Source organism: Methyloradius palustris (assembly GCF_019703875.1).
Taxonomy (GTDB): domain Bacteria; phylum Pseudomonadota; class Gammaproteobacteria; order Burkholderiales; family Methylophilaceae; genus Methyloradius; species Methyloradius palustris.
Window position 1 is genome coordinate 2037715 of record NZ_AP024110.1, and the last position, 26252, is coordinate 2063966.

The 26252-nt window shown below is 46.9% G+C and carries 29 protein-coding genes; 1 reads left to right on the top strand and 28 read right to left on the bottom strand.

The window, feature by feature from the left end; translation table 11 throughout:
• Positions 1-42: 42 nt before the first annotated feature.
• From rpsD to rpoE, 20 genes are all read right to left on the bottom strand, one after another.
• Positions 43-660, bottom strand: a complete 618-nt coding sequence (gene rpsD, locus ZMTM_RS09770; RefSeq protein ID WP_221763674.1) for a 30S ribosomal protein S4 — start codon at positions 658-660, stop codon at positions 43-45.
• Between the two features lie 285 nt (positions 661-945).
• Positions 946-2832, bottom strand: coding sequence for a molecular chaperone HtpG (gene htpG, locus ZMTM_RS09775; protein ID WP_221763675.1), 1887 nt, complete (start codon positions 2830-2832; stop codon positions 946-948).
• 103 nt (positions 2833-2935) lie between these two features.
• Complete coding sequence (locus tag ZMTM_RS09780; RefSeq protein ID WP_221763676.1) at positions 2936-3592, bottom strand: DNA-3-methyladenine glycosylase family protein; 657 nt, start codon at positions 3590-3592, stop codon at positions 2936-2938.
• Positions 3593-3611: 19 nt separating this feature from the next.
• Positions 3612-4274, bottom strand: coding sequence for a DNA oxidative demethylase AlkB (gene alkB, locus ZMTM_RS09785; protein ID WP_221763677.1), 663 nt, complete (start codon positions 4272-4274; stop codon positions 3612-3614).
• Between the two features lie 9 nt (positions 4275-4283).
• Positions 4284-5840, bottom strand: coding sequence for a cryptochrome/photolyase family protein (locus tag ZMTM_RS09790; protein ID WP_221763678.1), 1557 nt, complete (start codon positions 5838-5840; stop codon positions 4284-4286).
• A gap of 2 nt (positions 5841-5842) precedes the next feature.
• Entirely contained in the window at positions 5843-6016 is a 174-nt protein-coding gene (locus ZMTM_RS13580; RefSeq protein ID WP_221763679.1) for a DUF2256 domain-containing protein, read from the bottom strand.
• Between the two features lie 28 nt (positions 6017-6044).
• A complete protein-coding gene (locus ZMTM_RS09800; RefSeq protein WP_225907009.1) occupies positions 6045-6839 on the bottom strand; it encodes a tRNA threonylcarbamoyladenosine dehydratase in 795 nt (264 codons plus the stop codon).
• Positions 6830-7933: a hypothetical protein gene (locus ZMTM_RS09805; protein ID WP_221763680.1), complete on the bottom strand. Its 1104-nt coding sequence runs from the start codon at positions 7931-7933 to the stop codon at positions 6830-6832. The genes ZMTM_RS09800 and ZMTM_RS09805 overlap by 10 nt, the downstream gene beginning before the upstream one ends.
• A gap of 26 nt (positions 7934-7959) precedes the next feature.
• A complete protein-coding gene (gene acpS, locus ZMTM_RS09810) occupies positions 7960-8340 on the bottom strand; it encodes a holo-ACP synthase (RefSeq protein WP_221763681.1) in 381 nt (126 codons plus the stop codon).
• Positions 8341-8361: 21 nt separating this feature from the next.
• Positions 8362-9102: a pyridoxine 5'-phosphate synthase gene (gene pdxJ / locus ZMTM_RS09815; RefSeq protein WP_221763682.1), complete on the bottom strand. Its 741-nt coding sequence runs from the start codon at positions 9100-9102 to the stop codon at positions 8362-8364.
• Positions 9099-9845: a DNA repair protein RecO gene (recO, locus tag ZMTM_RS09820; protein ID WP_221763683.1), complete on the bottom strand. Its 747-nt coding sequence runs from the start codon at positions 9843-9845 to the stop codon at positions 9099-9101. The genes pdxJ and recO overlap by 4 nt, the downstream gene beginning before the upstream one ends.
• Positions 9846-9987: 142 nt before the next feature.
• The gene (era, locus tag ZMTM_RS09825) at positions 9988-10878 is read right to left on the bottom strand and encodes a GTPase Era (RefSeq protein ID WP_221763684.1); all 891 of its coding nucleotides are present in this window, start codon (positions 10876-10878) and stop codon (positions 9988-9990) included.
• 16 nt (positions 10879-10894) lie between these two features.
• A complete protein-coding gene (gene rnc / locus ZMTM_RS09830; protein ID WP_221763685.1) occupies positions 10895-11596 on the bottom strand; it encodes a ribonuclease III in 702 nt (233 codons plus the stop codon).
• A 5-nt stretch (positions 11597-11601) separates the two neighbouring features.
• A complete protein-coding gene (locus ZMTM_RS09835; RefSeq protein WP_221763686.1) occupies positions 11602-11994 on the bottom strand; it encodes a DUF4845 domain-containing protein in 393 nt (130 codons plus the stop codon).
• Positions 11995-12039: 45 nt separating this feature from the next.
• A complete protein-coding gene (gene lepB / locus ZMTM_RS09840; RefSeq protein WP_221763687.1) occupies positions 12040-12789 on the bottom strand; it encodes a signal peptidase I in 750 nt (249 codons plus the stop codon).
• The gene (lepA, locus tag ZMTM_RS09845; RefSeq protein ID WP_221763688.1) at positions 12786-14579 is read right to left on the bottom strand and encodes a translation elongation factor 4; all 1794 of its coding nucleotides are present in this window, start codon (positions 14577-14579) and stop codon (positions 12786-12788) included. Before lepA ends, lepB begins: the two co-directional genes overlap by 4 nt.
• Before the next feature lie 259 nt (positions 14580-14838).
• Entirely contained in the window at positions 14839-16272 is a 1434-nt protein-coding gene (locus ZMTM_RS09850; protein WP_221763689.1) for a DegQ family serine endoprotease, read from the bottom strand.
• Between the two features lie 139 nt (positions 16273-16411).
• Positions 16412-17419 (bottom strand): MucB/RseB C-terminal domain-containing protein, encoded by a 1008-nt coding sequence (locus ZMTM_RS09855; RefSeq protein ID WP_221763690.1) that lies wholly within the window; start codon positions 17417-17419, stop codon positions 16412-16414.
• Positions 17419-17889, bottom strand: a complete 471-nt coding sequence (locus tag ZMTM_RS09860) for a sigma-E factor negative regulatory protein (protein ID WP_318840496.1) — start codon at positions 17887-17889, stop codon at positions 17419-17421. The genes ZMTM_RS09855 and ZMTM_RS09860 overlap by 1 nt, the downstream gene beginning before the upstream one ends.
• 90 nt (positions 17890-17979) lie before the next feature.
• Complete coding sequence (gene rpoE / locus ZMTM_RS09865) at positions 17980-18582, bottom strand: RNA polymerase sigma factor RpoE (RefSeq protein WP_221765679.1); 603 nt, start codon at positions 18580-18582, stop codon at positions 17980-17982.
• A gap of 315 nt (positions 18583-18897) precedes the next feature.
• On the opposite strand from rpoE, the gene nadB reads away from it, so the two are divergent.
• Positions 18898-20571 (top strand): L-aspartate oxidase, encoded by a 1674-nt coding sequence (nadB, locus tag ZMTM_RS09870; RefSeq protein ID WP_221763691.1) that lies wholly within the window; start codon positions 18898-18900, stop codon positions 20569-20571.
• A 3-nt stretch (positions 20572-20574) separates the two neighbouring features.
• Here nadB and ZMTM_RS09875 read toward each other — a convergent pair whose 3' ends face one another.
• The 8 genes from ZMTM_RS09875 to rsxB all read right to left on the bottom strand — a co-directional run bounded on the left by ZMTM_RS09875 (position 20575) and on the right by rsxB (position 26120).
• A complete protein-coding gene (locus tag ZMTM_RS09875; protein WP_264081910.1) occupies positions 20575-21561 on the bottom strand; it encodes a type II secretion system F family protein in 987 nt (328 codons plus the stop codon).
• 55 nt (positions 21562-21616) lie between these two features.
• Entirely contained in the window at positions 21617-22363 is a 747-nt protein-coding gene (gene tfpZ, locus ZMTM_RS09880; RefSeq protein ID WP_221763693.1) for a TfpX/TfpZ family type IV pilin accessory protein, read from the bottom strand.
• Positions 22364-22432: 69 nt separating this feature from the next.
• Entirely contained in the window at positions 22433-22678 is a 246-nt protein-coding gene (locus tag ZMTM_RS09885; RefSeq protein ID WP_221763694.1) for a zf-HC2 domain-containing protein, read from the bottom strand.
• Positions 22679-22725: 47 nt separating this feature from the next.
• The gene (locus tag ZMTM_RS09890; protein WP_221763695.1) at positions 22726-23280 is read right to left on the bottom strand and encodes a sigma-70 family RNA polymerase sigma factor; all 555 of its coding nucleotides are present in this window, start codon (positions 23278-23280) and stop codon (positions 22726-22728) included.
• 37 nt (positions 23281-23317) lie between these two features.
• Positions 23318-23752 carry a DUF1841 family protein gene (locus tag ZMTM_RS09895; protein ID WP_221763696.1) on the bottom strand — a complete coding sequence of 145 codons (435 nt, stop codon included), beginning with the start codon at positions 23750-23752 and terminating at the stop codon, positions 23318-23320.
• Positions 23753-23768: 16 nt separating this feature from the next.
• Positions 23769-24866: an FIST C-terminal domain-containing protein gene (locus ZMTM_RS09900; RefSeq protein WP_221763697.1), complete on the bottom strand. Its 1098-nt coding sequence runs from the start codon at positions 24864-24866 to the stop codon at positions 23769-23771.
• Positions 24863-25498 carry an endonuclease III gene (gene nth, locus ZMTM_RS09905; protein WP_221763698.1) on the bottom strand — a complete coding sequence of 212 codons (636 nt, stop codon included), beginning with the start codon at positions 25496-25498 and terminating at the stop codon, positions 24863-24865. The genes ZMTM_RS09900 and nth overlap by 4 nt, the downstream gene beginning before the upstream one ends.
• Positions 25491-26120, bottom strand: coding sequence for an electron transport complex subunit RsxB (gene rsxB, locus ZMTM_RS09910; RefSeq protein WP_221763699.1), 630 nt, complete (start codon positions 26118-26120; stop codon positions 25491-25493). The genes nth and rsxB overlap by 8 nt, the downstream gene beginning before the upstream one ends.
• Positions 26121-26252 lie beyond the last annotated feature (132 nt).

Sequence of the window (26252 nt, forward strand, 5' to 3'; positions counted from 1 at the left end):
GGAGATTTATATAAGCTATAAACTTATAAAGCTTTAGCTAACTTACAAACGGTTGGCGTAATACTCAACAACCTGTTGTACGTCGATTGGGAACGGTACATCTTCAGGTGCAGGCATGTGCGCAACTTTTACAGAAAGCGCTTGCTCATTCCATGACAGCCACTCTGGGCGGGTCAATGGCAAGTTACCCAATGTCTCAACAACGATAGGCAATTTTGCGCTTACATCTTTAATGCTGATTTCATCACCAGCGCGCAAGCGAATTGAAGGAATGTTCACCAACTTGCCGTTTAACTTAATATGGCGATGTGAAACTAATTGACGTGCTGCAGCGATGGTTGGTGCAAAGCCAGCGCGGAATACAACGTTATCTAAACGACGCTCAAGCAATTGCAACAAGGTATCGCCAGTAGGCTCTTTACCTTTACGTGCATCAACAACCAGGCGACGCATTTGTTTTTCTGACAGGCCGTAGTTGAAACGCAGCTTTTGCTTTTCCATCAACTTAACGCCGAAGTCAGACTTCTTGCGACGGGTATTCTTCGCGCCATGCTGACCCGGTGGGGTTGGGCGTGATTCGATTGTTTTGCGTGACAGGCCAGGCAAATCAATACCAAGTGCGCGCATTTTTTTAAGACGTGGTCCAGTGAATCTTGACATATTAAAACTCCTTCAATTGTTTACATTTGGTTGATTAGCAGGCTGACCTGACTAAAATTCTCCTGCATCGCAACAACGCTTTACAGCAATTCTGCGATGGATGGCTTGACGCCATCACCATGCTTAACATGGCATACCTAGAGCTACTTGATTACATTTAGCCTAAACATTGGGCATAAATTTAATCAAGCCAAAGATTATATAACAAAAAGCCTGTATTCACCAAGCTAGAAAACACTGCTAACTTGATGAATACAGGCTTTAAGTACTGCCTTTAACTAAAAATTAAGCAAGCAAGCTATTCATCCTGCGTACAAAACTTGCTGGGTCTTCAAGTTGACCGCCCTCAGCCAGCAACGCTTGATCAAATAACAAGTGCGCCCAATCTGTAAACCTTGCTTCATCTGAGACGTCATTCAAACGTTGCACAATCGCATGTTGCGGGTTGATTTCCAGCGTAGGTTTGCTGGCTGGCGTCTTCTGTCCAGCGGCTTTTAGCATACGCTCAAGATTGCCCGACAAATCATTCTCGCCGCTGACCAAGCAAGCTGGTGAATCAGTCAAACGATGCGTCACACGGACTTCATTCACTGTTTCGCCCAATGCTGTCTTGATTTTCTCAATGAGAGATTTTGATTCATCTTCGATTTTCTTTTGCTGCTCTTTCTCAGCTTCATCTTCCAGCGTACCTAAATCAAGGTCACCTTTGGCAACTGATTGCAGTTTTTTACCATCAAATTCAGTCAGGCTGCCGAGCATCCATTCATCCACGCGGTCTGACATCAACAAGACTTCAATGCCTTTTTTGCGGAAGATTTCCAGATGTGGGCTGTGTTGCGCTGCAGCAAAACTATCTGCAGTGATGTAGTAAATCTTGTCTTGCCCCTCTTTCATGCGGCTAATGTAGTCTTTAAGCGAGACCACTTGTGCCTCAGTATCAGCCAGGGTGCTAGCAAAGCGAAACAGCCCTGCGATTTTCTCTTTATTAGAGAAATCTTCGCCAACGCCTTCTTTTAAGACTTTGCCAAACTCATTCCAGAAAGCGCTGTATTGCTCAGGTTTGTTTTCAGCCAAGTCTTCCAGCAGGCCCAGCACTTTTTTCACAGAGCCAGCCTTAATGCCATCAATATCCTTGGAATGCTGCAAAATCTCACGGGAAACATTCAGCGGCAAATCTGAAGTATCAATCACACCGCGCACAAAACGCAGGTATTGCGGCATCAGTTGTTCAGCATCATCCATGATGAACACACGTTTTACATAGAGCTTGATGCCATGCTTACGCTCGCGGTCATATAAATCAAACGGGGCTTTGCTTGGCACATAAAGCAGTGAAATGTATTCCTGCTTGCCTTCTACGCGGTTATGGCTCCAAGCCAATGGGTCTTGGAAATCATGGGATACATGCTTGTAAAACTCGACATACTCTTCGTCTGTAATATCGTTTTTAGCACGCGCCCACAATGCTGAGGCTTTATTGACGGTTTCATCTTCATCAGTTTCAACTTGTTCTCCATCTTTCCATTCGGATTTTTTCATCACAATTGGCATGGTGATATGGTCAGAATACTTGCGGATAATGGATTTCAGTTTCCAGTCATTGAGAAACTCATCTTCACCTTCACGCAGATGCATCTGAATCTCTGTGCCGCGCGTCGCTTTCTCGGCAGTTTCTAGGGTGTAATCACCCTCGCCTGCTGATTCCCAGCGCACAGCTTGCGTATCGCCAGCGCGGCGTGTTGTCAGCGTTACTTTGTCGGCGATGATAAAAGCCGAGTAGAAACCAACACCAAACTGGCCAATTAGATTCGCGTCTTTTGCTTGGTCACCACTGAGTGACTGAAAGAATTCGCGCGTGCCTGATTTGGCAATCGTACCAATGTTATCAATCACCTCTTCGCGGCTCATGCCGATACCGTTATCAGAAATAGTTAAGGTACGAGCTTCTTTATCAAAGCTGATGCGGATTTTAAGTTCGCTGTCATTTTCATACAGACTGCCATTGGCTAAGGCTTCAAAACGCAGCTTGTCAGCGGCATCGGAAGCATTGGAAATCAGCTCCCGCAGCACGATTTCCTTGTTGCTGTAGAGCGAGTGAATCATCAGTTGTAATAGCTGTTTTACTTCGGCCTGAAAACCTAAGGTCTCTTTTTGTGCAGTAGCTGTGGACATGGTTTAAATCCCCTGGTGTTGATTAAATACAATATTTGGTTAAAAACGATAGAGTGTTTGATCACTCGATATAGTTATACAAATTGGGATGCCTGCAGAAATTTCAAGAGCTTTTATTCTTGGCTACCTTTTCAGGCTTCAGTTTATACAGGCTAGCTGCTTGCCATAAATACCAACTGGCAATTGAGCGATATGGCGACCAAGCTAGGCCTATCTCATTAAACGCTTTAGGCGTTGGCTGTTCAGCAAGTGATTTGAGTAATCGATACCCTTCACGCAAGCCAAAATCGCCCACTGGCAATACATCCCAACGCTCTAGGGTAAAAATCAGCAGCATCTCTACAGTCCAGCGCCCCACTCCCTTTAACTTCACCAGACGTTCGATTAATTCTTCATTACTCATCAATTGGCCATCGGCCAGGGTAGGTACCAGGCCATCTTGAGTTTTCTGGGCAATCTCCCGAATAGTCGCCACCTTGGTCGCAGAAAATCCGCAAGCGCGCATCAATGCAGGGTCTGTTGCCAGTATGCTGGCAGGAGCAGGAAATGCCTGATCCGGATACATCGCCAGCAGCCGACTCAATATGGCTTCTGCTGCCCGACCATGCAATTGCTGGTAAGAAATGGATCGCACTAGTGCCTCGTAAGGCTCACGGTTAGGCGTAGTCTTTAAGCCACAATCGCCGACCTCGGCAATGAGCCGTGTCCAATCGTCATCGACGGCAGCAAGATGCTGCATAGCTGAATTAAAAGTTTGCATCGCGTTATTGTGGCCGAGTTTAAGGCGAATCCGCCAGCGCTTTTCTGAACGTCAGATTAATGCGCTGCTCACCGAGCAGTGGATGCATGCTAGTTTTTAGCGGCGCAATACCATGAAAATTAAATCTGGAAGTACCGCCCCATACAACGACATCGCCGTGCTCTAGTTTAAAGCGTTTGGCTTTATCAGTGCGCTGCAGGCCCCCAAACATAAAGGTTGCAGTCAGCCCCAGCGACACTGAAACAATTGGCGCGGTTGCATCCTGCTCATCTTTGTCTTGATGCAAGGCCATGCGTGCGCCAGGCTCATAGCGATTAATCAGGCAGGCATCTGGCACAAAATCCTGATAGCCCGCAGCCAGCGCCGCAGATTGGGCGATTTGTAAAAATACCTCAGGCATTGCTGGCCAAGGCAGGCCAGTTGTAGGATCTATTTCAGAATATCGATAACCTTTGCGGTCTGTTACCCAGCCAGCTCTGCCGCAATTAGCCATGGCCACTGACATTGTGTAACCGCCAGGGGTGACCATATGACGAAAAGGCGCTTGTAGTCTCACTGCCTCAATCGCATCTAGTAATCGCTGATCGAAGCCTGATTCGAACCTAGAGACAAAGCCCTGAAGCAAGTATGCGCCGTCGGCTATTTTTATGGGTTCTGATTCAATGTAGAGCGCTGCTTGCATTGCAATTCTTTAAATACTTTCTAACCTGCCCAGCAATGAGGCTGCCGATGATTCAATATCACCAATCTGCGCCTGACTGAATCGGGCTACATTTTTAGCCATGAGCGCGGTTCTTGGATTGCGGGCAAACGTCTCATAATGCTTGATCAAAAAATGCCAGTAGAGCGTGGTGTAAGGGCAAGCATCTTCGCCAGTCTTGACCTCTGGTTTGTAACGGCAGCCACTACAATAATTACTCATGCGTTTGATATAAGCCCCAGACGCCACATAAGGCTTGCTCGTGAATCGACCGCCATTAGCATACAGCGCCATGCCCGCCACGTTGGGCAGTTCAACCCACTCGACCGCATCTACATACACCGCCAGATACCAAGCCTCGACTTCTCGCGGATTGATTTCCGCCAGCAAGCCGAATAGACCAGTCACCATCAAGCGCTGAATATGATGCGCATAGCCATACTGCATAGTCTGGCGGATGGTCTGCGCCAAACAATTCATTTTTGTCTCGCCAGTCCAATACCAAGATGGCAATGCCCGCTGATGCTGATAATGATTAGCTTCGGCCATCTCAGGCATATCCAGCCAATAGACTCCACGGATGAACTCGCGCCAGCCCAGTATCTGCCGTACAAAGCCTTCCACACTGGCCAGTGGCAGGCCTCTGGAGTGATACGCCGCTATGCTCGCCGAGATCACTTCACGCGGATTTAACAATTTAAGATTAAGCGACGAAGCCAGCAACGAATGCCAGAGAAACGGACTAGAAATCAGGTCACCCTGCCACATGGCATCTTGATGAGGGCCAAATTCAGCGAGCCGGTATTGGATAAAATCATCCAGAAGTTTCAGCGCCTGTTGATGGTTTACTGGCCAGCAGAAATTAGCCAGGCTACCTGGATGCTTTGGGAAATATTGGGCAGTATCGGTAAATACTGCACGGGTAATGTCATCATGCTGCCAGACTGGATTTGCAGGCAGGTTTTGTGGGCCATGACGGCCAAATGACTGGCGATTTTCATCATCGTAGTTCCAGCTGCCGCCCTCGGGCTCACCATTTTTCATGAGCACATCATGCTGTTTACGCATATAGCGATAAAAGAACTCCATGCGCAGGCTTTTGTTTTTGTCAGTGCCTGCCCAACGTCTGAAATCAGCGCGACTAATCATGAAGTGGCTGTCATCGCGAACGGCTAATGGGGTCTCAGCCGCCAGTGCGCATTGTTCAATCATTTGCAAAACGCGATATTCACCAGGTTCGCAAATGATGACTTTTTCAGGCTTCAACTCATTTAGCTTTGCACGCCAGGCATCCTGCAAGCTGGCAAAATCATGCTGCCCCAGCTTGAGATAAATAGGCTGCATACTTTTTTCAATTAGGAGCTCGGCAAAATGGCGCATAGCCGCCAGGAATAAGGCAATGCGCGCCTGATGGCTCCAGACATGGGTCGCTTCACCAACTGTCTCGACCATCAGTATGCGGTCACGTGTCGCATCAAAACCATCGAGTGCAGGGTTATCAAGGGTAAGCTGGTCACCCAGAATGATGATTAGGTGGCGTATAGACATATTTAGCTTTGAATGGGTTTTGATTTCGCACTACGTCTGCAAGACTCAGAGCAGTATTTCACCGCTTCCCAGTTACTCGCCCAAGCTTTGCGCCAACTCATCTCACGCCCACAACCCAAGCAGGGTTTGGCTAGCAGGTAAGATTTATTGCCTTTGAAAGTGCGAGCAGAGGTCATAGCTTGAGATGACCTCTATTTGCATGTACTAGTTCAGCAATTGCTTTAGCACAAGTGCGGCAGCGGCCATGCCAAACGGCGCAGTGACGCAAACCGATGAGCCATAACCAGCACAATTGAGGCCGTTCAATGCTACATCCGTCTCGCAGGCAGCTTCAGGCTTTTGCACTTGCTCATCCGAATAGACTGCCTGGATATTGAATTTTGTTTTTTCACCACGCGGAAACCCGTGGTCGCGCCGTAACGAATTGCGCACCTTCGCCAGCAGCCTGTCGCCAGTGACTTTCGCCAGATCAGCGCTTTGAATGCGGGTTGGGTCTAGCCTGCCACCTGCGCCACCTACGATAATCAGTGGAATGTTTTGCTGGCGGCAATAAGCGGCAATGGCAACCTTGGCGCGGGCATCATCAATCGCATCCAGCACCACATCAAAACCACTACCCAGCATAGTGGCTACATTCTCTGCCGTCACGAAGTCTTCTACCTGCTGGACTTTGCAATCTGGATTGATGCTGAGGATACGCTCGGCCATGGCCGTCACCTTGGCTTTGCCAAAGGAGCCGTCAACGGCATGCAGCTGGCGATTGACGTTCGATTCCGCAATATTATCCAGATCAATCAGGGTCATGTTGCCAATCGCATTGCGCGCCAGCGCCTCGACTGCCCAAGAACCAACGCCACCAATGCCGATGACACAGACGTTGGCCGCTTGAAACCTTGCCAAGCCTTGTTCGCCATATAGTCGGCTGACACCGCCAAAACGTCGGGCTACATCGACGGTATCTATATCAACTTGGTTCTGGTGAGCATCCATCAATGACATGCCTCACTTTTAACGTCTTCTACAAAGCTATCCAGCCCATCAATCGCACAATCATCACGCTTCACGGCCTTGGTTAGCTGCTGGATCTGTTTAACATAGCTTTTCACTTGCTTGCAGAGCAGACCGCCATCATCAATATCCTTCTGTATCTTGTTCTGCAATTGCTCAACTTGCGAGAGGGTATTGGCGCAACGCGTATCTTTCTTTAGCTGCTCTGGTGTTTTGGGAATGGAAGGCTCATCCGAGGCTTTGCAGAATTTGTTAGCCAGGGTCTGGATGGTTGCAATCTTGTCAGTATTTGCTGGCGGCTGCGGCGTATCAAATACGCTGACCAGTTGATCATCTTTAAGCTTGCTCATCCTCACCACCATAAAGCTGTGGTCATTACAGTCAAACGACAAGGTGCTGAGGGTAATATCACCAGCTTCAGCATCATTAGTATTGCTGGTAAACGGCACGACCTTGGTATGCGCGATAAAACGGCTACCATCCTGACTGCGCCTGATAGATTTACGGTCATAGAAAACTTCGGCAATTGCACTCTTGCCGATGGATTGCCATTCTATTTTTCCTGATGGAGGCTCATCTAATGTAGTTTCAGAGGCAGAATCAATTGGCGTAGACTCTGCAAGCAATGGAACAGCAAGCAGAGATGACGGTTCATTTGCTGCATCCTGCGCAGGCTCATCAACTGGGCAATACGCTTGTTTCAGCTGGTCTGGCATACTCCCAACACCGATAGCTTCAGCTGGTCGCGCTTTACTGAAACCGCCGACCAGTTTGCCCTGATCGTACTTACGGCCATTGGTATAGCTGAAGATATTGGCTTTGCAGTCTATCGTCATAGTAGTCACCCATTCAACCTGGCCATCTGGCGGGAGCTTGTCCTTGCCAGCCTCTGTTTTTGCCTGCGCCTGACTTTTCTCAATGACTTTGGTAGTGATATTAAAAATACTGTCAGGGCTAATCCACTGCAAAGAATTGGTATCCACCTCATGCTGCCCGATATCGCTGACGCCTAGCGACACCCATTTCTCGGCATCCTCTGCATAGCCACTCAGGCTGTAACTTAAAATCAGGAATAAGACGGACAAAAATCGAGGCACGCCCAGCTTCCGATTCAGGCTTTTTCGAGCACAACAAAAGCCGCGGCTAAGGCTTTTTCATCGCTAATCGATAAATGTTGGAAAGCGATACCTTTTGCATCCAGAAATTCTTGTAACGCTGGCGCTAAATCCAGCACTGGTTTACCAAGATCATCGTGGCCTACACCGATGTTCTCAAAAGTCGCTGGTGAGCGTATGCCTGTGCCAAGCGCCTTGGCAAAGGCTTCTTTTGCAGCAAACCGCTTGGCAAGAAAACGTGCTTTGGTAGTAGAGAGGCTGTAATCCTGCCACTCTTGTTCATTCAACAAGCGCTGGGCAAATGCATCGCCAAAACGTGCCAATGAATCCTCTATGCGCGAGACTTCAACAATATCAGTACCGATACCGTAAATCATGCGCAGGTGCTTTGATATTGATTAACCATGTGCTGCCTGTACCATCAATTGCTTCATTTCGCGTATCGAATATTCCCACCCCACAAACAAGGCATGGGCGACGAGAGCGTGGCCTATATTCAGCTCTTCAATATGCGGAATGGCGGCAATTTCATGCACGTTATGGATATTGAGGCCGTGGCCAGCGTTAACAATCAAGCCAAGCTTGAGCGCATGCTCAACCCCTTGTTGAATGCGGGTTAACTCATGGCGCTGTACGCTACCCGTGCTATCGGCAAACTTCCCAGTGTGCAACTCAATCACAGGCGCACCTGCGGCTTTTGCGGCGTCAATCTGTGCAATATCTGGCGCAATAAAGAGCGATACACGAATGCCTGCATCGGCCAGTTGATCGCAAACGTCCGTGATTTTATCCAGGTTGCCAATGACATCAAGGCCGCCCTCAGTCGTGCGCTCTTCGCGCCTTTCAGGTACCAGACAGACATCTTGTGGTTTCACTTTTAGCGCGATTTCCACCATTTCGTCGGTGACCGCCATTTCGAGATTCATCTTGGTTTGCAACAGCGGACGCAAGGCAAATACATCTTCATCACGGATATGGCGACGATCTTCGCGCAGATGGATGGTAATGCTATCGGCACCAGCCTCTTCGGCACGCAAGGCAGCCTGCACAACGCTGGGATACTGCGTACCACGCGCATTGCGCAAAGTTGCCACATGGTCAATATTCACGCCCAATTTGATGAATCTAGGTTTTATCATAATTCTTGTAAATCGATTAAGAGTTGTCGGGTATAGAGCGGCTTATCACCTAAATAATGCGCCAATAACACGCGCATCAATTGTTTGCTTTGCTGCTGTGTCTGGGCATCTGAATAATCGTCATTCGCCATATCCAGCAGGGTTTTACCCAATAATTGTACGCCGTTTTGCTGATTAAATTGTGCATGCTGGTGTGATGCCCCAACTTCAGCAATATAAAAATAAGCTTTATCGGCAAGGACTAACTGATCATTGGCATCTTGATTGAGCGGAACCGCGTAACCCATCTCCTGCAGCATCTTCAGCTCAAAGCGCCTGAGCGTAGCCGCATAATTTTTATCAGTGGCTAATATTTTAAGCGTCTGGGCATAGTAATCAAACAACAGATCATGGCTATCTTCACGCGGCAACAATCGCAACAAAAGCTCGTTCAGGTAAAAGCCGCACATCAGGGCTTCGCCATTTAATAAAAGCAAACCTGAACCCCATTCCAGCGAATGCAGAGTTTTCAACTCAAGCTTACCTGACCAGGTAGCTGTTAATGGCTGGAATGACTGCAACATGCCACGCATCGCTGAACGGGGACGACGGGCCCCTTTTGCAACGGCGGCTACCCGTCCGAACTCACGGCTGAATAGCTCGACCACCAAGCTAGTTTCTTTGAACGGATAAGTGTGCAGCACATAGACTGGCTGGTTATCTTGACGATTATTGCTGGTCGTGCGAATGGTAGCAACGGCCATGATTCAAATTGGGATTGAATACGGGATTGCGGAAACTGGAGTTAAGTCAGATTGAGTCGAAGACAAGGCATAAAACCGAAGACAGTACAATGAGTACGGCAAGGTTTTATAACGCAGTATTCGGCGCAATCTGACTTAACTCCTAGTAGCCAAGGCTTTTTAGGGCGCGTTCATCATCCGCCCAACCACCCTTAACTTTTACCCAAGTCTCCAACCAAACCTTACCGTCAAACAACTTCTCCATGTCTTGACGTGCTTCAGTTGAAATCTGCTTGAGCTTCTCGCCGCCCTTGCCGATCAACATGGGCTTCTGGCTTTCTTTATCGACGATAAATGCGGCATGGATGCGGCGCAGCTTGCCCTCCATCTCGAACTTTTCAATTTCCACCGCGATGCCATACGGTACTTCATCGCCCAAAAAGCGGAATGCTTTCTCACGTAATAACTCAGCGGCGAGAAAACGCTCATTACGATCTGTCAGTTCATCTGCACCGTAAATCGCAGCTTGCTCAGGCAAGTGCTGGCGTATGCTTTTTAGCAATTCATCAATATTGAGATTTTTCTTGGCGCTGACTGGCACAATCTCAATGAAGGGGAATTCAAGATCAAAATCCTGAATCAGCGGCAAAATATTGCCTTTGTCACCCATCAGGTCAAGCTTGTTCACCACCAGCAAAACTGGTTTATCTTTTGGCAATAGCGCCAGTACCTTGCGGTCTGCATCGCCAAGATGCATAGGTTCGATCACAAACAAAACAACATCAACTTCAGTCAGTACCTGTGTGACCGTTTTGTTGAGTGATTTATTGAGCGCATTGATATGCTTTTGCTGAAAACCTGGCGTATCTACAAACAGAAACTGAGTATCTTCTGTGGTGTGAATACCGAGCAAACGATGTCGGGTAGTTTGCGCTTTGCGCGAGGTTATGCTGAGTTTTAAACCCAGAATATGGTTGAGCAAAGTTGATTTGCCAACGTTTGGTCGCCCGACAATGGCAACCGTGCCACAACGAAAATCGGTTGGCGTATTCATACTTAATGCTCCTTAACTACTCATGTTGCTGCGACTTTTTTGTGGATGGCGTATTGATGAGTTGCACATAGGCCAATTCTGCTGCTTTTTGCTCGGCGATACGACGGCTCGCACCCTCTCCACAAGTGATCAGATCAAGCATGGGAATATGACACTCAACCTTAAATAATTGCTCGTGCGGATCACCTTCTACATTGACCACTTCATAGCTAGGTAATGCCATTTTTCGACCCTGCAAATACTCTTGCAGCAAGGATTTAGGATCTTTATCAATAGACTTGGGATCAATTTTTTCAAACAAATCGCTATAAATTCTGACCACGAACTGCTCTGCCGCTTCAAAACCGCCATCAAGAAACACCGCACCAATCGTGGCTTCCAGAGCATCGGCCAACACTGAAGGACGACGCCAACCCGCGCTTTTGAGCTCACCTTCACCGAGCTTGAGCGATTCCCCAATATTGAGCTTGAGCGCAATTTCACCCAGCGTCGCTTCTTTCACCAGTTGCGCACGCAAGCGACTCAAGTCGCCTTCATCTAGCCTTGGATAACGCTGATATAGTTGATGGGCGATGATGCAGTTGAGCATACCATCACCCAAAAACTCCAGCCGCTCATTGTTAATGCCGCTGAAACTGCGGTGCGTTAGCGCCTGCGTTAACAATGCTGGATGATGAAAGTCATGGCCAATAAGCCGAGCTAGGCCCGTTTGTGACATAACAATTATTGGGTCGGCTGCGATGGATTGACCAAGTGTGATTTACCAGTTGAGGCACTGAAGTCAAGCAAAACACTAATATTGGCAACTATCGGTACGACTTTTTGATACTCAATACTAACAATTTGTTTGCCTGAATCATCTTTAGTCACTTCCAAATCGCGACCTTGAACCACCTCAATACTATCTATCGTGGCAGATCGATCAAATTCATCAGCTATATCTTTCTTGGTCATATCAGCAAAACTAGCGTCGTTGCCAATTTTAGTCACAGCATTTTTGACGTTGAAATACTCTAAATATGCTGGAGCAAGTTTCATCGCGATGATCGCAATAAACAACCCAGCAGCAATCATGAAAACTAAACCAATAAATGTAATACCACGCTGTTTGTGCATGCTACGTCTCCAGTAAATAGTGCATCAATGTCAGTGAATCAGTGCTTAGTGAATGACTGTACCAACTCTGCTGAAACTATCAAAATTCCACCAGATGAAAAACGCCCTGCCGACCAGATTATGCTCTGGCACAAAGCCCCAGTAGCGACTGTCTTTGCTGTTATCTCGGTTATCACCCATCGCAAAATAGCTATTGGGCGGTACTTCTGCTTCAAAGTCTGTGATAATGCTGTTGTCATCAATCAAAATATTGTGTTTTACATCGCCTAGTTGTTCAAGATAACGCTTGGCATACACCATATTAAGCCCTGCAGACGTATATTCATAATCATCCACATAGTTTACATCCAGCTTCTGTCCATTGATGTAAAGCTGTTTGTCGTGATAACTGATTTTGTCGCCTGGCAAGCCTACTACGCGCTTGATGTAATCAATAGATGGGTCTGGCGGATAGTGAAACACAAACACGTCGCCGCGCTTAGGGTGTGACACATCAATAAACGTATTATTGAGGATAGGCACACGTAATCCATAGTTGAATTTATTCACCAAGATGAAATCACCTGCCAGCAAGGTTGGCATCATGGAGCCAGATGGAATCTTGAATGGTTCGACAATAAATGAGCGAATCAGAAAAACAACCAGAATCACCGGGAAAAAGCTTTTAGAGTACTCGACCCAGATTGGGTCAGCTTTACCAACAGCGACCCGTTTTTTGCGAAAAAACAGGCTATCTGCAAGCCAGATAAGGCCAGTCACGGCAAGCACTACTAGCATGAATAATGCGAACATCATTTGTCTTCTACCCTTAATATGGCCAAAAATGCCTCTTGTGGAATCTCTACGTTACCTACCTGTTTCATGCGTTTCTTGCCTTCTTTTTGCTTTTCCAGCAATTTCTTCTTGCGTGAAATATCACCACCGTAGCATTTTGCCAATACATTCTTACGCATGGCTTTCACTGTCTCGCGCGAGATGATATTGGCGCCGATGGATGCCTGAATCGCCACATCGAACATCTGGCGCGGAATCAATTCACGCATCTTAGAACAAAGCTGTCGCCCACGATACAAACTGTTGGCACGGTGCACAATGAGTGATAACGCATCCACCCGCTCACCGTTTACCATGATGTCTAATTTGACCAAATCTGCTGCACGAAACTCCAGGAATTCATAATCCATGGATGCATAACCGCGCGAAACAGATTTGAGCTTATCAAAGAAATCCAGCACCACTTCATTCAGTGGCATTTCATAAGTCAGCATGACCTGCCGCCCCATATACTGCATGTTCTTTTGCACACCGCGCTTGCCATTACACAAGGTCATCACTGGGCCAACATAATCCTGTGGCATGAGCAGATTGGTCGTGATCATCGGCTCCCGGATTTCTTCAATGCGTGAAGGCTCAGGCAGGCGCGATGGGTTTTCTATCTGCACCGTTTCGCCATTTTTGAGCAATAACTCATAGACTACCGTAGGCGCAGTGGTAATCAAATCCATATCGTATTCGCGCTCTAGGCGCTCTTGCACGATTTCCATGTGCAATAAACCCAGGAAACCGCAACGGAAACCAAACCCAAGCGCAGTCGAGTTTTCTGGCTCGTACTGCAATGAAGCATCGTTCAGCTGCAATTTCTCTAGTGCAGTACGCAACGCCTCAAACTGATTGGACTCGACTGGGTAAAGGCCTGCGAATACTTGTGGCTGCACCTCCTTAAATCCTGGTAAAGCTTCTATAGCCTGATTGTCCGCTAACGTCACGGTATCACCCACTTTTGCGCTGGTCAGCTCTTTAATGCCAGCGATAATGAAACCTACTTCACCCGCAGATAGCGCTTCTTTTTGCAAGGATTTGGGCGTAAATACACCGACTTGCTCACAAAGATGCACAGCCTTGGTAGCCATCATCTTGATCTTGTCTTTTGGCTTCAATACGCCATCCACCACACGCACCAGCATGACTACGCCCACATAGTTATCAAACCAAGAGTCGATAATCAGCGCCTTAAGTGGCTTGTTAACATCTCCTTTGGGAGGAGGTACATGAACCACTACCGCCTCAAGTACGTCGCGCACGCCTTCACCAGTTTTGGCTGAACAGCGCACCGCATCAGACGCATCAATGCCAATCACGTCTTCAATTTCTTGAATCACACGGTCAGGGTCGGCAGATGGTAAATCAATTTTATTCAACACTGCCGTGACTTCAACACCCAAATCAATCGCGGTGTAGCAGTTGGCCACGCTTTGTGCCTCAACGCCCTGCGATGCATCAACCACCAGCAAAGCGCCCTCGCAAGCTGACAATGAACGGCTGACTTCGTATGAGAAATCCACGTGCCCTGGGGTATCAATCAGATTCAGTTGATAAATCTCACCACTCAACGATTTGTAGTGCAAGGCGGCTGTTTGCGCTTTGATGGTAATGCCGCGCTCACGCTCCAAATCCATAGAATCAAGCACTTGCGACTCCATCTCGCGATCAGACAATCCACCGCAGAGCTGAATAATGCGGTCCGCAAGGGTAGATTTACCGTGATCGATATGGGCAATGATGGAGAAGTTACGAATATTTTTCATGACAATCTATTTTGGTTGCTGGCTTGGCTAACTTAAAGTAGCCAAGCTTAAATATTAAGACTATTTTGAATTCACTTTATACGTATATAGCCTAAGTAAAATTCACAACAACAAGGGCGCCGAAGCGCCCTGAAGTCAATAGCAATCGAGTCGGATTTTACAGTAAACAGGCAACCCACGCATCTTTATCATTGCCGCCAAGCTTGATACGAAGTTACCTGTTTAAAGTCAGTTAAATGATCGGAACACCATGCTAGATTTATTTTGCATCCGCAATTTTGATTGGCACATACAAGGTATCACCTTCACGCATGATCAATAAAGCCACTGTCTTACCATTAGCAACGGCAGCCAATTGCTTATTAAACTGATCTAGGCCCTGAATATCGTTATTGTTAATACCCAGCACCACATCTCCCTTGCGAATACCAGCTGTTGCTGCAGGGCCTTGTGAATTAACAACTAGCAAGCCATTTTTGTCATTCAGCTTTTTCTTCTGTTGCGGTGTCAGCTCTTTCAATGTCAGACCAATACGGTTGATTTCAGGCTTGGTAACACCTTTAGGAGATGAGTCAGCCACTTCATCTTTATCTGCAGGCATCTCGCCAACCGTAACCGTTAAAGTCTTCACTGCGCCTTTACGTAAAACTTCAACTGGCACAGCTTTACCTGGCTTGGTAGCGCCTACTGCACGTGGTAAATCAGATGAAGTGATGATGGGTTTACCATCAAACTTGGTAATCACATCACCTGCCTGCAAATCTGATTTCTCGGCAGGGCTACCTTTTTCTACACCAGCCACCAGCGCACCATTGGTGCTTTTAAGGCCGAATGAATCCGCGATATCTTTATTGATTTCCTGAATCGCAATGCCTAACCAGCCGCGCGTTATTTTACCTGTGGCTTTCAACTGGTTTGAAACATCAATCGCTACATCAATCGGTATGGCGAAAGACAGCCCCATATAACCGCCAGTACGACTATAAATCTGGGAGTTGATACCGACTACTTCGCCCTTCATGTTGAACAATGGGCCACCTGAATTACCAGGATTGATTGCCACGTCAGTCTGGATGAACGGCACAAAATTCTCTTGCGGCAAGGCGCGCCCTTTAGCACTGACGATACCTGCAGTCACGGTGTTTTCAAGCCCAAATGGGGAACCGATCGCAATCACCCATTCGCCAACGCGCAATGCGGTAGGGTCGGCAGCGGTAGTGACTTTGGGCAAGCCTGTTGCTTCAATTTTGATCAAGGCAACATCAGTCCTGCGGTCTGCACCGATGATTTTGGCTTTGAACTCACGTTTATCTGCTAGCTTGACCAGCACTTCATCAGCGTCTTTCACCACATGTGCATTGGTCAATATATAACCATCGTTGCTGATGATAAAACCTGAACCTAACGACTGAGACTTGTAATCCTGCTGTGGCTCTTCCTGTCCACTAGGCATGCCTGGCATTCCAGGAATACCAAAACGCTTGAAGAATTCATTGATTGCGGGATCGTCTGGCAAATTACCAAATGGAGAACCTGCGTTGGGATTGGCGTGCACTACCTGAGTAATACTGATATTGACCACTGATGGGCCAAGCTTCTCTGCCAGATCAGTAAAATCAGGCAAATCTTTTGAAAATGCTGAGCTTGCAAAAAGCATCAAAAAAGCACTCGCTGCAATGATTTTTTTTACCATTCCATTCACCTTACTAAAGTTTGATTGAAAAACTACTACCCAATTGATTAACGCTAAAAACTAAAAAACGTATACAAGGATTTTAAATACTAGCAACTGAATATGACTGATGAGAGCCTAAATATATCTCTATTGAAAATTACTTTTTGAATGTCACTGCGCCAGCTATTTGGGTCACAGTGGCTTCTGGGACTTCACCCACAACCACAATCTGGTGACCGTTATTCGTGTTTGCATAAAAATTGGTAGCGCCCATGGCTGTGTGACCTACTTTGGGCTCAACACCCTTGACCAAAGGTTCAATAAATAGAGACACTGAAGCCAGTCCATCTGAAAAAATCAGCTGGGTTACTGGATATGATTTTCCGGGCACCATACGGGTGACTTGATCGACTTTGCGATAGCCGTCTGGCAAATTAGTAACTGCCCAGGTGTTATCGTCAGGAGTGATATTTTTAGCTGGACTATCTTCCATCACATATTTTTTGTCATGGTCAATATTTGGCTGAAACCAATCCATATTCTGTGAATTAAGCAAGGTCAACTGACTAAATGCGATTTGCTCTGTTGGCTCATGGCGTTCATTGAGGGTTTGCGATTTGATCAGCAAGCCGTATTCACGATCAGTCCATAGCTTATAGCCGTAGCGATATTGGTCACGAGGCTCCAAGATAATCAATTGGCCATCACGGCCACCCACGCGCTCTATCCCAGCAAGCTTGACTGTATAGCTGGTCTTGATTAAATCCATATTGGATGGCAACAATGCAGGGAAAAGATTTTGGCCACGCCGTTTTTCAATCACGACTTTTTCATTGCGTGGACTAAATATCACCACATCTTTGCCTTGGCTTAATACTTCACGCGGCATGCCATCCAGCACCACAATACGTGCGTACTCGCCTTGACCATAATTCATATGGGTGATTTGTACTGACCTGCCAGAAGCACCAGACTGATAAACAAAAATACCTTCATAGCTAAGCTCACGTGCAGCTTGTGAGGCTTTTTGCAAAATCAACCAAGGGTTTTGAGTAGCATTAGTGTTGGGTAAAACAGGGGTTTCTTGACCAGCAAGCGTTGCTAAAGGGTAGGTAATTGCTAGATACTTGGCTGCAAGCAAGCAGCCTAGCAAAAAACGTTTCATTAATTACCGCTCTCAGAGTAAGAGGCTGGCTGGATGTAATACGCAGTGCTGCTCGGTGCCATCGATTGATGCGCCAACAGATATTCTGAAGCTACGTTTTGTGCAATCTCAGCAGGCGCAACATCTACATGATTGTGTACTTGCTGTTGCAATACGACCCATCCAACGAACATAACCGCAGCCACTGAAGCCGCCAGTGACCAAGCGGTTGAGGTTTTGGTAAACCCTTTATTAGCAGGAGCATGGTTGCTTGGGGATAAAACACTGGGTTCCTGGTCTAGCCTTTGCATGAAACGCTCATTAAAGTCTGCCTTGAATACGGCGTTGCCGCGCATCACATCACCAATCAAATGGTAAGTTGCCCAACTTTCGGAGGTTTCATTTTTTGCTTTGAGCGCAATGAATAAATGGTCTGCACTTTCTACAGGCAGTTCACCATCTATCAAAGCTGAAATTTGGTCTTTCATCATCACTCCTATACATATTTCTAACTCACTCAAGCAGGCATCAAGCTGACAAAAATCTAGCAAATGCTGTGCCTAAATACTTACAATTTAAATTTACCAGCGCTTATTGTCTGGTGTATCAAGCAAAGGCCTTAATTTAAGCGCAATCGTTTCGCGCGCACGGAAAATTCTTGATCGCACTGTGCCAATTGGGCAGTTCATCAAGGTAGCAATTTCTTCGTAGCTCAAACCTTCGATTTCTCGCAGGGTAATAGCTGTGCGCAATTCTTCTGGCAGAGCAGCAACGGTCTCATTAACCGTTCTGGCGATTTCCTTGGTCATCAACTCTGTTTCTGGTGTATCCATAGTGCGCAGCTCATTGCCATCTTCAAAATTTTCGGCATCTTCAATTTCAATGTCGTTAGACACGGTAGGCCTGCGACCCATTGCAACCAGATAGTTTTTAGCGGTGTTAATGCCGATACGATAAAGCCATGTGTAGAAAGCGCTATCACCACGGAAATTAGGGAGTGCGCGATAAGCTTTAATGAAAGATTCTTGCACGACGTCTTCGACTTCAGCCTGATCACGAATCAGACGAGAGAGTAAGCGACCCAGTTTGCGCTGATATTTTTCCACCAGCATGCCGAAAGCACGCTTATCGCCACGCTGTGCACGCTCTACCAGCGCTTGATCTATTTCACGATTGCCCAACATATTGCTGCCTGCTACCGCTTGGTCCGCGGCAGAAGATTTAATCTCCGTCTGCATATGATTCGTTTTCGGAGTATAACCCTGCAATGTTGTGTCAACGAAATTAAAGCGTGAAAATTCGCTTATATTCTCACCGATATTTTTAGCATTTATCACTGCACATCCTCCATTTACCTATTGAACTAGCACTGATTAACTCGGCTCGATCTTAGGGCTAAATTAATCGCTATGTTGGCTAGTAATTTTTATTGACTGGCTTACTTTTTCTGACAGTTATACACTCACAAAAGTTCATCGCTTCGGATTAATAGGCAGCATATGCAGCAATATGACGTACTGATTATTGGTAGTGGTTTGGCTGGGCTGACAACAGCCTTAAAAGTAGCAGAACATAAGAAAGTTTGCCTGGTAAGCAAACGTACGATTACCGATAGTGCCAGTAGCTGGGCGCAAGGCGGCATTGCGGCGGTATTAACCGATGACGATTCAATCGAAGCCCACATCCAAGACACCTTAATCGCGGGCGCAGGCCTGTGCGATGCCGCTGTCACCCGCATGGTGGTTGAACATGCCCGTGAAACAGTAGAATGGTTGATTGAGCAAGGTGTTCCGTTCACCAGGGAAGACGACGATAGCGGTTACCACTTGACGCGAGAAGGCGGCCACAGCCACAGGCGCATCATCCACGCTGCAGATGCAACAGGCCAGGCGGTACAGAAAACACTGGCGCAGAAAGTGCGAGAGCACAAGAATATTACGTTGCTTGAAGACCATATTGCAGTTGACCTTATTACGGCAGGCAAAGTCGGCATGGAAGGCAGCGAATGCCTTGGTGCATATGTCTTGGATAACACTTCTGGCAAGGTACTCACGATTGCCGCACAGCAGACTATTCTCGCCACTGGTGGCGCTGGCAAAGTCTATCTTTACACCACCAATCCAGATGTCAGCACAGGCGATGGTGTTGCCATGGCATGGCGCGCGGGCTGTCGTGTTGCCAATATGGAATTCATCCAGTTTCACCCAACCTGTTTATTTCATCCACAAGCAAAATCATTTTTAATTACCGAAGCCGTGCGTGGCGAAGGCGGCATACTCAAACTGCCTGATGGGAATGCATTTATGCTGGCGCATGATCCGCGCGGCGAGCTGGCACCACGCGATGTAGTGGCCCGTGCCATCGACTTTGAAATGAAAAAACGCGGGATCGATTGCGTCTATCTCGACATCTCGCATCAGCCTGCTGACTTCATTATTTCGCACTTCCCCACCATTTATCGTCGCTGCATGGAGCTCGGCATAGATATCACCAAACAGCCTATCCCTGTAGTGCCAGCTGTGCATTTCAGCTGCGGTGGCGTCATGACTGATCATCAAGCACATACCGATATACCAAATTTATATGCCGTAGGCGAAGTCGCCTGCACGGGCTTGCACGGCGCTAACCGCCTAGCCAGTAACTCACTATTGGAATGCATGGTGTTCGGCCAAGCCGCCGCGCGCGATATTCTGGCACAGACATCTAGGCCATTTGTAAAGCTACCATCGTGGGACGAAAGCCGTGTGACGGATGCTGACGAAGAAGTCATCATCACCCATAACTGGAATGAACTCAGGCGCTTTATGTGGAATTACGTGGGCATTGTGCGTACCAACAAGCGGCTAACGCGCGCCATGCACAGGCTAAATTTGCTACGCGACGAAGTACATGAGTTCTATAGCAATTTCCGCATCAGCAACAACCTGATTGAGCTACGTAATTTATTGCAAGTGGCCGAATTGATTGTCAAAAGCGCAATGGAACGCAAAGAAAGTCGCGGCTTGCATTACAGCAAAGATTATCCTGACATGCTGCCAGAGGCGATTCCCACTGTGCTTGAGCCGTCAAACTATTACAGTTTGCTCGATAGCCATCATGGTCATGGTGATTTATTCGATGAGCCAGAGCATCAAGAACCAAAATTTGAAAAGAAAATCGCCCTTGCCAGCTAGGTTTTACATCAACTCAGGTGGCATTTCAATCGGCTTTAATCCATCTGAGATCAAGCTATAAGCTACCCAGAGGGCAATCAGCGCATAGATAATTTTAGGTAACCAATCAGCCAGCAATTTTTCTCTTTGCAGCAAAAATGCTGATTCCTGTTGGGTATAGCGCATTAGCATCTCAGGTAATTTGCCCGCGGCTTCACCCGTTTCAATAAAATGCATTGCAGTTGCAGACTTGAGAAAAACAAGTTTTTGCATTGCTTGGCTAAATGTTGCCCCTGCCTTTAAACGCAAAGCAGCCTTACTTAATTCCGCCTTGATGGCTGAGTCTGCGACTGTGGTAGTAGCCATCGCATGGGCTTGTCGCATCGGCATACCCGCTTCTAACAACAATGCCAAACTTTCAAAATAATCTCGCAAATTGCGTTTGATATGCAGGCTGCCAAATACAGGTAACCGCCTGACTAACTGGTGAGTTGCATCCTTGATGGGTAATAAGGAAATCACATGCAGCCAGTATCTTGCATAAAAAATAAGTGAAGCAGCCAAAGTGATAGTAAGCAAAGGCACAAACACCTGGCCAATATATCCACCCAATGCGCCATTGATCAGCTCGGGGATGGGTTGTATCAAGATTGAAAGCACCAGCATCAACACTGGCAATGCCAACTTTGATCTTAGCTGCCGGGATTGAATCGCGCGAATCGCATAATAATCGGCCAGTTTTTGATAGGTGCTAGCAGGGCTACCCGCCGCCATGGCGACTCTGATCAAGGTAGCTTCAAACGGCGTAAATACGCTAGCCTCTTCACCAGCTTCAGCAAAATCAATAGAAGCTTTGATATATTTACGCATCACACTCAAGCGCTGATTCGTTGTACCTGGCAAACGTAACAAACCCAGCGCCTGTGTGAAAGGCAAACCTGCCTTTTCCATAGTGGCCAGCTTTGTAAAAAGCTCTGCACGAGTTTGAAAAGATAAAGTCAGGTGAGGCACGGCTATAAACCTCTCAGCCCAGCCATGCTTATCACCTTAAACGTGCAAGCCAATGTTAACGCCAAGGTACAACATCAATAATTTTGATCTGGTCACCAGTGTGTGCATCAATCACAAACGCCATTTCGGCTTGCGAAGTACGTATAGGTAAAAATGCAAAGTCAGATTCTGGCCGCGCCTGCGATTTGAGAAAACTATCAACTACCGGGATATTGTTTTTATTAATGGCACGTAAATCAGAGAGTGGCTTAGCTTTGGCCAATATGTTTTGCCACTGTGAATCATAGCTCACATATAACCTAGGGAACTGCTGCCAGTCTGCGCCAACCAAAGCTCCTGCCAGAACATCATCTTTGTCTTTTTGTGTAGTCGGCGCCGTTGCCGCAACGACAACTGGCCCTGTTAGTGGAAAACTACGCCATTCTGGATTTTTCGCCAGTGACAGCTCTTTGGGCTGTATATCGACGACTGAGGCAACCTGAAACTGATCATTGGTAAATACCGTGAAAACGGGACGTGCCTCAAACATTACATACAAACCATAACTCAACGCCGCAGCTTGGAACAAACCAATGACGGTTAAATCAAATTTCAGGCTTTTTTTGCCCGCCTTGAATACACACAAAGTCAGCAAAGGACCTAGACATACATCCACACCAGACATGATGAACAGTAAACCGCCCCCGCCCATCAACTTGAAATACATGCCTGGATACCATAAGCCGAGCATGAGCGTTAATATAGAAATTACAATAGTCAGGCTAATCAGCAAATGTATGCCAGCGGCGCGAAATCTAGTCATTGAGGCCTCGTCACACTAAACGTTAGGGCAAATATTTTATCCAAAGAGGCGATGATTTTTCAATATCTCTTAATCAATTTTTATACTGTTTGAGATACGAAGTTTGGCATCTTCAGAAAGCCGAATACTTTCATTGTTTTCAATCTGCGTTTTATATCGCCGAACTGCCACTCTGATGAGGCTAAGTTGCCTTCTGAAAGTCGTACACATATCGCATAAGAGCAAATGAAAGCGCAGGCTCAATCGCTCACGCACCGTCAATTGACGGTCTAGTGATTGCGAGATTAGTCGGCTTGCTTCTTTACAACTCAACATGTCATTAACCTGATTTTATTCATCATTCGATTGGCTGCTGGCGATTGCTAGCTCAGCCAGTTCAACTCCATACATTTACGCAAACTCATGCGGGCACGGTATAACATGACCCAAGCATTGGTCGCCGTAATATCGAGCGCCTTACAGATTTCTTCGTTGTCTTCTTCTTGCACTTCACGCAGCATAAAGAGGCTGGCCAGTTTTTTCGGCAGGCGATCCATACACGCTTGTAAGGTAATAAAAAACTGCTTTTGCTCCAGATCATTTTCTGGCACATCCCACTTTTGCGGAGCTTCGTCCCAATGACGCTTATCGCCCGAAAAGAATTCATCCATGCCTGGCTCATCAGGCAAGTCTTCGCCTATATCTTCCATGGGTTGCTCGCGCACTTGTTTGCGCATGAGGTCAATAATCTTGTGTTTGAGTATGCCTGTGAGCCAAGTACGGGGTGCAGACTTACCTTCAAAAGACTGATTCTGGATGGCAGCCAGCAAGGTTTCTTGCACCACATCTTCAGCTTGATGCGGATCACGCAAGCGTGCCAAGGCAAAGCGGTAAAGGTAGTCACCGTGCTCAGTCAGCCATGCGTGTTGTTCACTCATACTTCACCTTTAATTTTGTGCTGATAATACCCATCGATTAACGGGCCTTTGCTTGCATGCAAGCCAGATAAGCCTCAGCATCTGGCTGCGAGCCTTTGCGCTGGGCTTGCCAGATGGTTTCTGCGAGGCAATCCATTAAATCATGCTGAGCAGCAGCCGTGTCGTCATATTTCTTTACGAGCGCCTGATATGCGGCAGATATTCCTGGAGGCTGATTAATGGCAATCTGCTCAAGAATCGAGAGATGCAAGCTCATATGCAAAAAAGGATTGGTTTCGCCCATTTCAGGAAAATACTCCTGCTGCAAATAATGATCGGGAGCATCTAGCGCCTTGTGATATTCAGGGTGCATTTGCATGACTTGTAAGGCCAATGATTCAAGGTCAGATAATGCCTGATGATGCTTGAATTTCGCCCATGTATCAAAAAAGAATTGTCGCACTTGGTCACGACTGGGGTTAAACAAAGCCATTATCTAATTAACCTCTTCATCTTTGGACTGCAAATAAAGCGAGCACTGCAGAATATTGCAACAACTCGTTAACGCCGTTGATGGGCGCAATTTCGCCATTGCCGTAGAAGCCAATCAAAGGCATGTCGGGAAACCGCTGCTTAAGCACAGCCAAATCACGGTCTATACCATCATAAAAATAAGGGCCGCGGCCAAGACAAGAAAATAACATGCCGAAATCTGGCTCACTATTCAAATCTCTTACCAGATTTTCTGCCGTCAGTTTGAGGTCAACTTGTGCTGCCTCGACTTCACGCAAACCCCAGCTTAAATATTGGCCTGTTTGCGGCATTTTTGCCAAAGTCACTGAAGCATCTTCTTCATTACCACTCACAATCGTGCTTAATTGATAATGACCTGCCTCAATATCGGCCACTGTATCGGCGGTCACTGCCATCAGCAAGTGTAAGGGCAAAGTCTCTTCTGGTTGGTTTGTATATTGTTGATATACGTCTTCTAAAACGCTTAATGCAGGCTGATCGGCAAGCTGAATAAGATCATGCTCATTCGTCTCAGTAATAAGTTGTGGCTCACTCAAGATATGCAAACCATGGCTGGTGCCAACCTCAATTCTCACCCCATTGATGAGGGTTTGTGTGTGCCCCTCAGCAACGCCTTTAGCATTTTGCCATACAGAAAAAGGGCCTTGACCAATCACATCGCCGGAAACTCCACCAAACCTCTGGCCCGCGGCAGTAATCCAGTTGGCATTGATGGCGTTCGGCGCAGTAAGTGCGAGGATGAAAATGTTGGCCTCATTATTGGTGTTAGCCAAAGCTTGCAAACTAATATTTCTGGAAAACACCATCGCCGCAACGGCTGGCGCATCAAGTACCCAGTCTTCTTGCGTAAAAATACCAGGGGCAGAACAACCAATCACTTGCGTACAACTGGCGGCTTTTGCTGCTGCACGAATTGCTGGGAGTGGGTCGCTGGCAAATTCAGAGGTAAGAAACAGAATAACCGCATTAGCAGTAGTAATCTCTAATTGTTGCATGGCCTTGCCCACCGCTTCAGTGGCTAATGCAGGGTCAAGCACATGGCCGATGGCAAGACCTGTAGCGACTTGTTTCATGCAACGACCTTGCCTTTGAATTCACATAAATCAAGAATCACGCATTCATCGCATTTAGGTTTACGCGCCACACAGGTATAGCGACCATGCAAAATCAGTAAATGATGGGCATCTTTCATATAGGCTTTAGGTACGATTTTCATGAGTTTGTTCTCAACTGCCAATGGCGTTTTTCCGCGCCCTAATCCTGTCCTATTTCCAACCCGAAAGATATGGGTATCTACTGCGATAGTAGGTTCCCCAAACGCTGTATTCAAAATCACATTGGCGGTTTTTCGGCCTACGCCAGGGAGGCTTTCTAGCGCCTCGCGAGTGCGTGGCACTTCGCCACCATAAACCTCAATCAGGCGTTCACAGGTCGCCAATACATTTTTGGCCTTGCTGTGATATAGCCCTATGGTTTTGATGTATCTTTCCAGCCCTTCAATACCTAATGCCAATATTGCGGATGGTGTATTCGCCACAGGGTATAACTTGGCCGTGGCGATATTCACCCCTTTATCTGTCGCCTGTGCAGATAGGATCACCGCGATTAAAAGTTCAAACACGCTATTGTGATTGAGTTCGGTTTTGGGTGCAGGAATCGCAATGCTTAGCCTGCGAAAAATCTCTTCACTTTTCTCTTTATTCATTTGCTGTTACTTTTTTGTGATTAAGTGAACGCTGTTTGCGCTCTTGCAACTCACGTCTTGCCCGAAAAAGTTTGAATTCATATCGGCTTCTGGCAATCGCCGCCGGATTTTTCTCAGGTGAAATTTTGGGCAAAAATATAGCAGAATGCTCAGCATTAAAACTTGAGTTACATTGATAATCAAGACTAGATGAATTCTCCACTGCTTGCATGCTGATGCAATCCACAGGGCATGGCGGCAGGCATAATTCACAACCCGTACACTCTTGCGCAATCACTGTATGCATCTGCTGCGCAGCACCGAGTATGGCATCTACAGGGCAAGCTTGGATGCACAAGGTACAGCCGATGCAAACTGCGTCATCAATCACCGCCAGCATCTTAGGCCTATGGGTTCCATGCTCAGCGTTAAGCGGTTTATATTCCACATGCAACAATGCCGCCAAAGCACGAATGCCAGCTTTGCCACCTGGCGGACACTGATTGATACTGGCTGCGCCTGCAGCAATGGCTTCTGCATAGGGTTTGCAGCCAGCATAATGGCACTGTCCGCATTGCGTTTGCGGCAAAATGCCATCAATCATTTTCACCAGTAAAGGTGTTGCAGGCTTAAAAGTGATCATCGCTATCGTTGTTTGCGTAATGCGCTAGATTATATCCGCTTAAATCTTATCTTCTTAAACCATATATTCTCAAATAGTCTGATTGTTGACGATGGTTTCGGCATCAGCCAGTTTCGGTTAAAATGTTTTGAT

Coding starts and splice junctions, on each gene's coding strand:
- rpsD (WP_221763674.1), bottom strand. CDS start 660: ATGTCAAGATTCACTGGACCACGTCTTAAAAAAATGCGCGCACTTGGT.
- htpG (WP_221763675.1), bottom strand. CDS start 2,832: ATGTCCACAGCTACTGCACAAAAAGAGACCTTAGGTTTTCAGGCCGAA.
- ZMTM_RS09780 (WP_221763676.1), bottom strand. CDS start 3,592: ATGCAAACTTTTAATTCAGCTATGCAGCATCTTGCTGCCGTCGATGAC.
- alkB (WP_221763677.1), bottom strand. CDS start 4,274: ATGCAAGCAGCGCTCTACATTGAATCAGAACCCATAAAAATAGCCGAC.
- ZMTM_RS09790 (WP_221763678.1), bottom strand. CDS start 5,840: ATGTCTATACGCCACCTAATCATCATTCTGGGTGACCAGCTTACCCTT.
- ZMTM_RS13580 (WP_221763679.1), bottom strand. CDS start 6,016: ATGACCTCTGCTCGCACTTTCAAAGGCAATAAATCTTACCTGCTAGCC.
- ZMTM_RS09800 (WP_225907009.1), bottom strand. CDS start 6,839: ATGTCATTGATGGATGCTCACCAGAACCAAGTTGATATAGATACCGTC.
- acpS (WP_221763681.1), bottom strand. CDS start 8,340: ATGATTTACGGTATCGGTACTGATATTGTTGAAGTCTCGCGCATAGAG.
- pdxJ (WP_221763682.1), bottom strand. CDS start 9,102: ATGATAAAACCTAGATTCATCAAATTGGGCGTGAATATTGACCATGTG.
- recO (WP_221763683.1), bottom strand. CDS start 9,845: ATGGCCGTTGCTACCATTCGCACGACCAGCAATAATCGTCAAGATAAC.
- era (WP_221763684.1), bottom strand. CDS start 10,878: ATGAATACGCCAACCGATTTTCGTTGTGGCACGGTTGCCATTGTCGGG.
- rnc (WP_221763685.1), bottom strand. CDS start 11,596: ATGTCACAAACGGGCCTAGCTCGGCTTATTGGCCATGACTTTCATCAT.
- ZMTM_RS09835 (WP_221763686.1), bottom strand. CDS start 11,994: ATGCACAAACAGCGTGGTATTACATTTATTGGTTTAGTTTTCATGATT.
- lepB (WP_221763687.1), bottom strand. CDS start 12,789: ATGATGTTCGCATTATTCATGCTAGTAGTGCTTGCCGTGACTGGCCTT.
- lepA (WP_221763688.1), bottom strand. CDS start 14,579: ATGAAAAATATTCGTAACTTCTCCATCATTGCCCATATCGATCACGGT.
- ZMTM_RS09850 (WP_221763689.1), bottom strand. CDS start 16,272: ATGGTAAAAAAAATCATTGCAGCGAGTGCTTTTTTGATGCTTTTTGCA.
- ZMTM_RS09855 (WP_221763690.1), bottom strand. CDS start 17,419: ATGAAACGTTTTTTGCTAGGCTGCTTGCTTGCAGCCAAGTATCTAGCA.
- ZMTM_RS09860 (WP_318840496.1), bottom strand. CDS start 17,889: ATGATGAAAGACCAAATTTCAGCTTTGATAGATGGTGAACTGCCTGTA.
- rpoE (WP_221765679.1), bottom strand. CDS start 18,582: ATGTTGGGCAATCGTGAAATAGATCAAGCGCTGGTAGAGCGTGCACAG.
- nadB (WP_221763691.1), top strand. CDS start 18,898: ATGCAGCAATATGACGTACTGATTATTGGTAGTGGTTTGGCTGGGCTG.
- tfpZ (WP_221763693.1), bottom strand. CDS start 22,363: ATGACTAGATTTCGCGCCGCTGGCATACATTTGCTGATTAGCCTGACT.
- ZMTM_RS09885 (WP_221763694.1), bottom strand. CDS start 22,678: ATGTTGAGTTGTAAAGAAGCAAGCCGACTAATCTCGCAATCACTAGAC.
- ZMTM_RS09890 (WP_221763695.1), bottom strand. CDS start 23,280: ATGAGTGAACAACACGCATGGCTGACTGAGCACGGTGACTACCTTTAC.
- ZMTM_RS09895 (WP_221763696.1), bottom strand. CDS start 23,752: ATGGCTTTGTTTAACCCCAGTCGTGACCAAGTGCGACAATTCTTTTTT.
- ZMTM_RS09900 (WP_221763697.1), bottom strand. CDS start 24,866: ATGAAACAAGTCGCTACAGGTCTTGCCATCGGCCATGTGCTTGACCCT.
- nth (WP_221763698.1), bottom strand. CDS start 25,498: ATGAATAAAGAGAAAAGTGAAGAGATTTTTCGCAGGCTAAGCATTGCG.
- rsxB (WP_221763699.1), bottom strand. CDS start 26,120: ATGATCACTTTTAAGCCTGCAACACCTTTACTGGTGAAAATGATTGAT.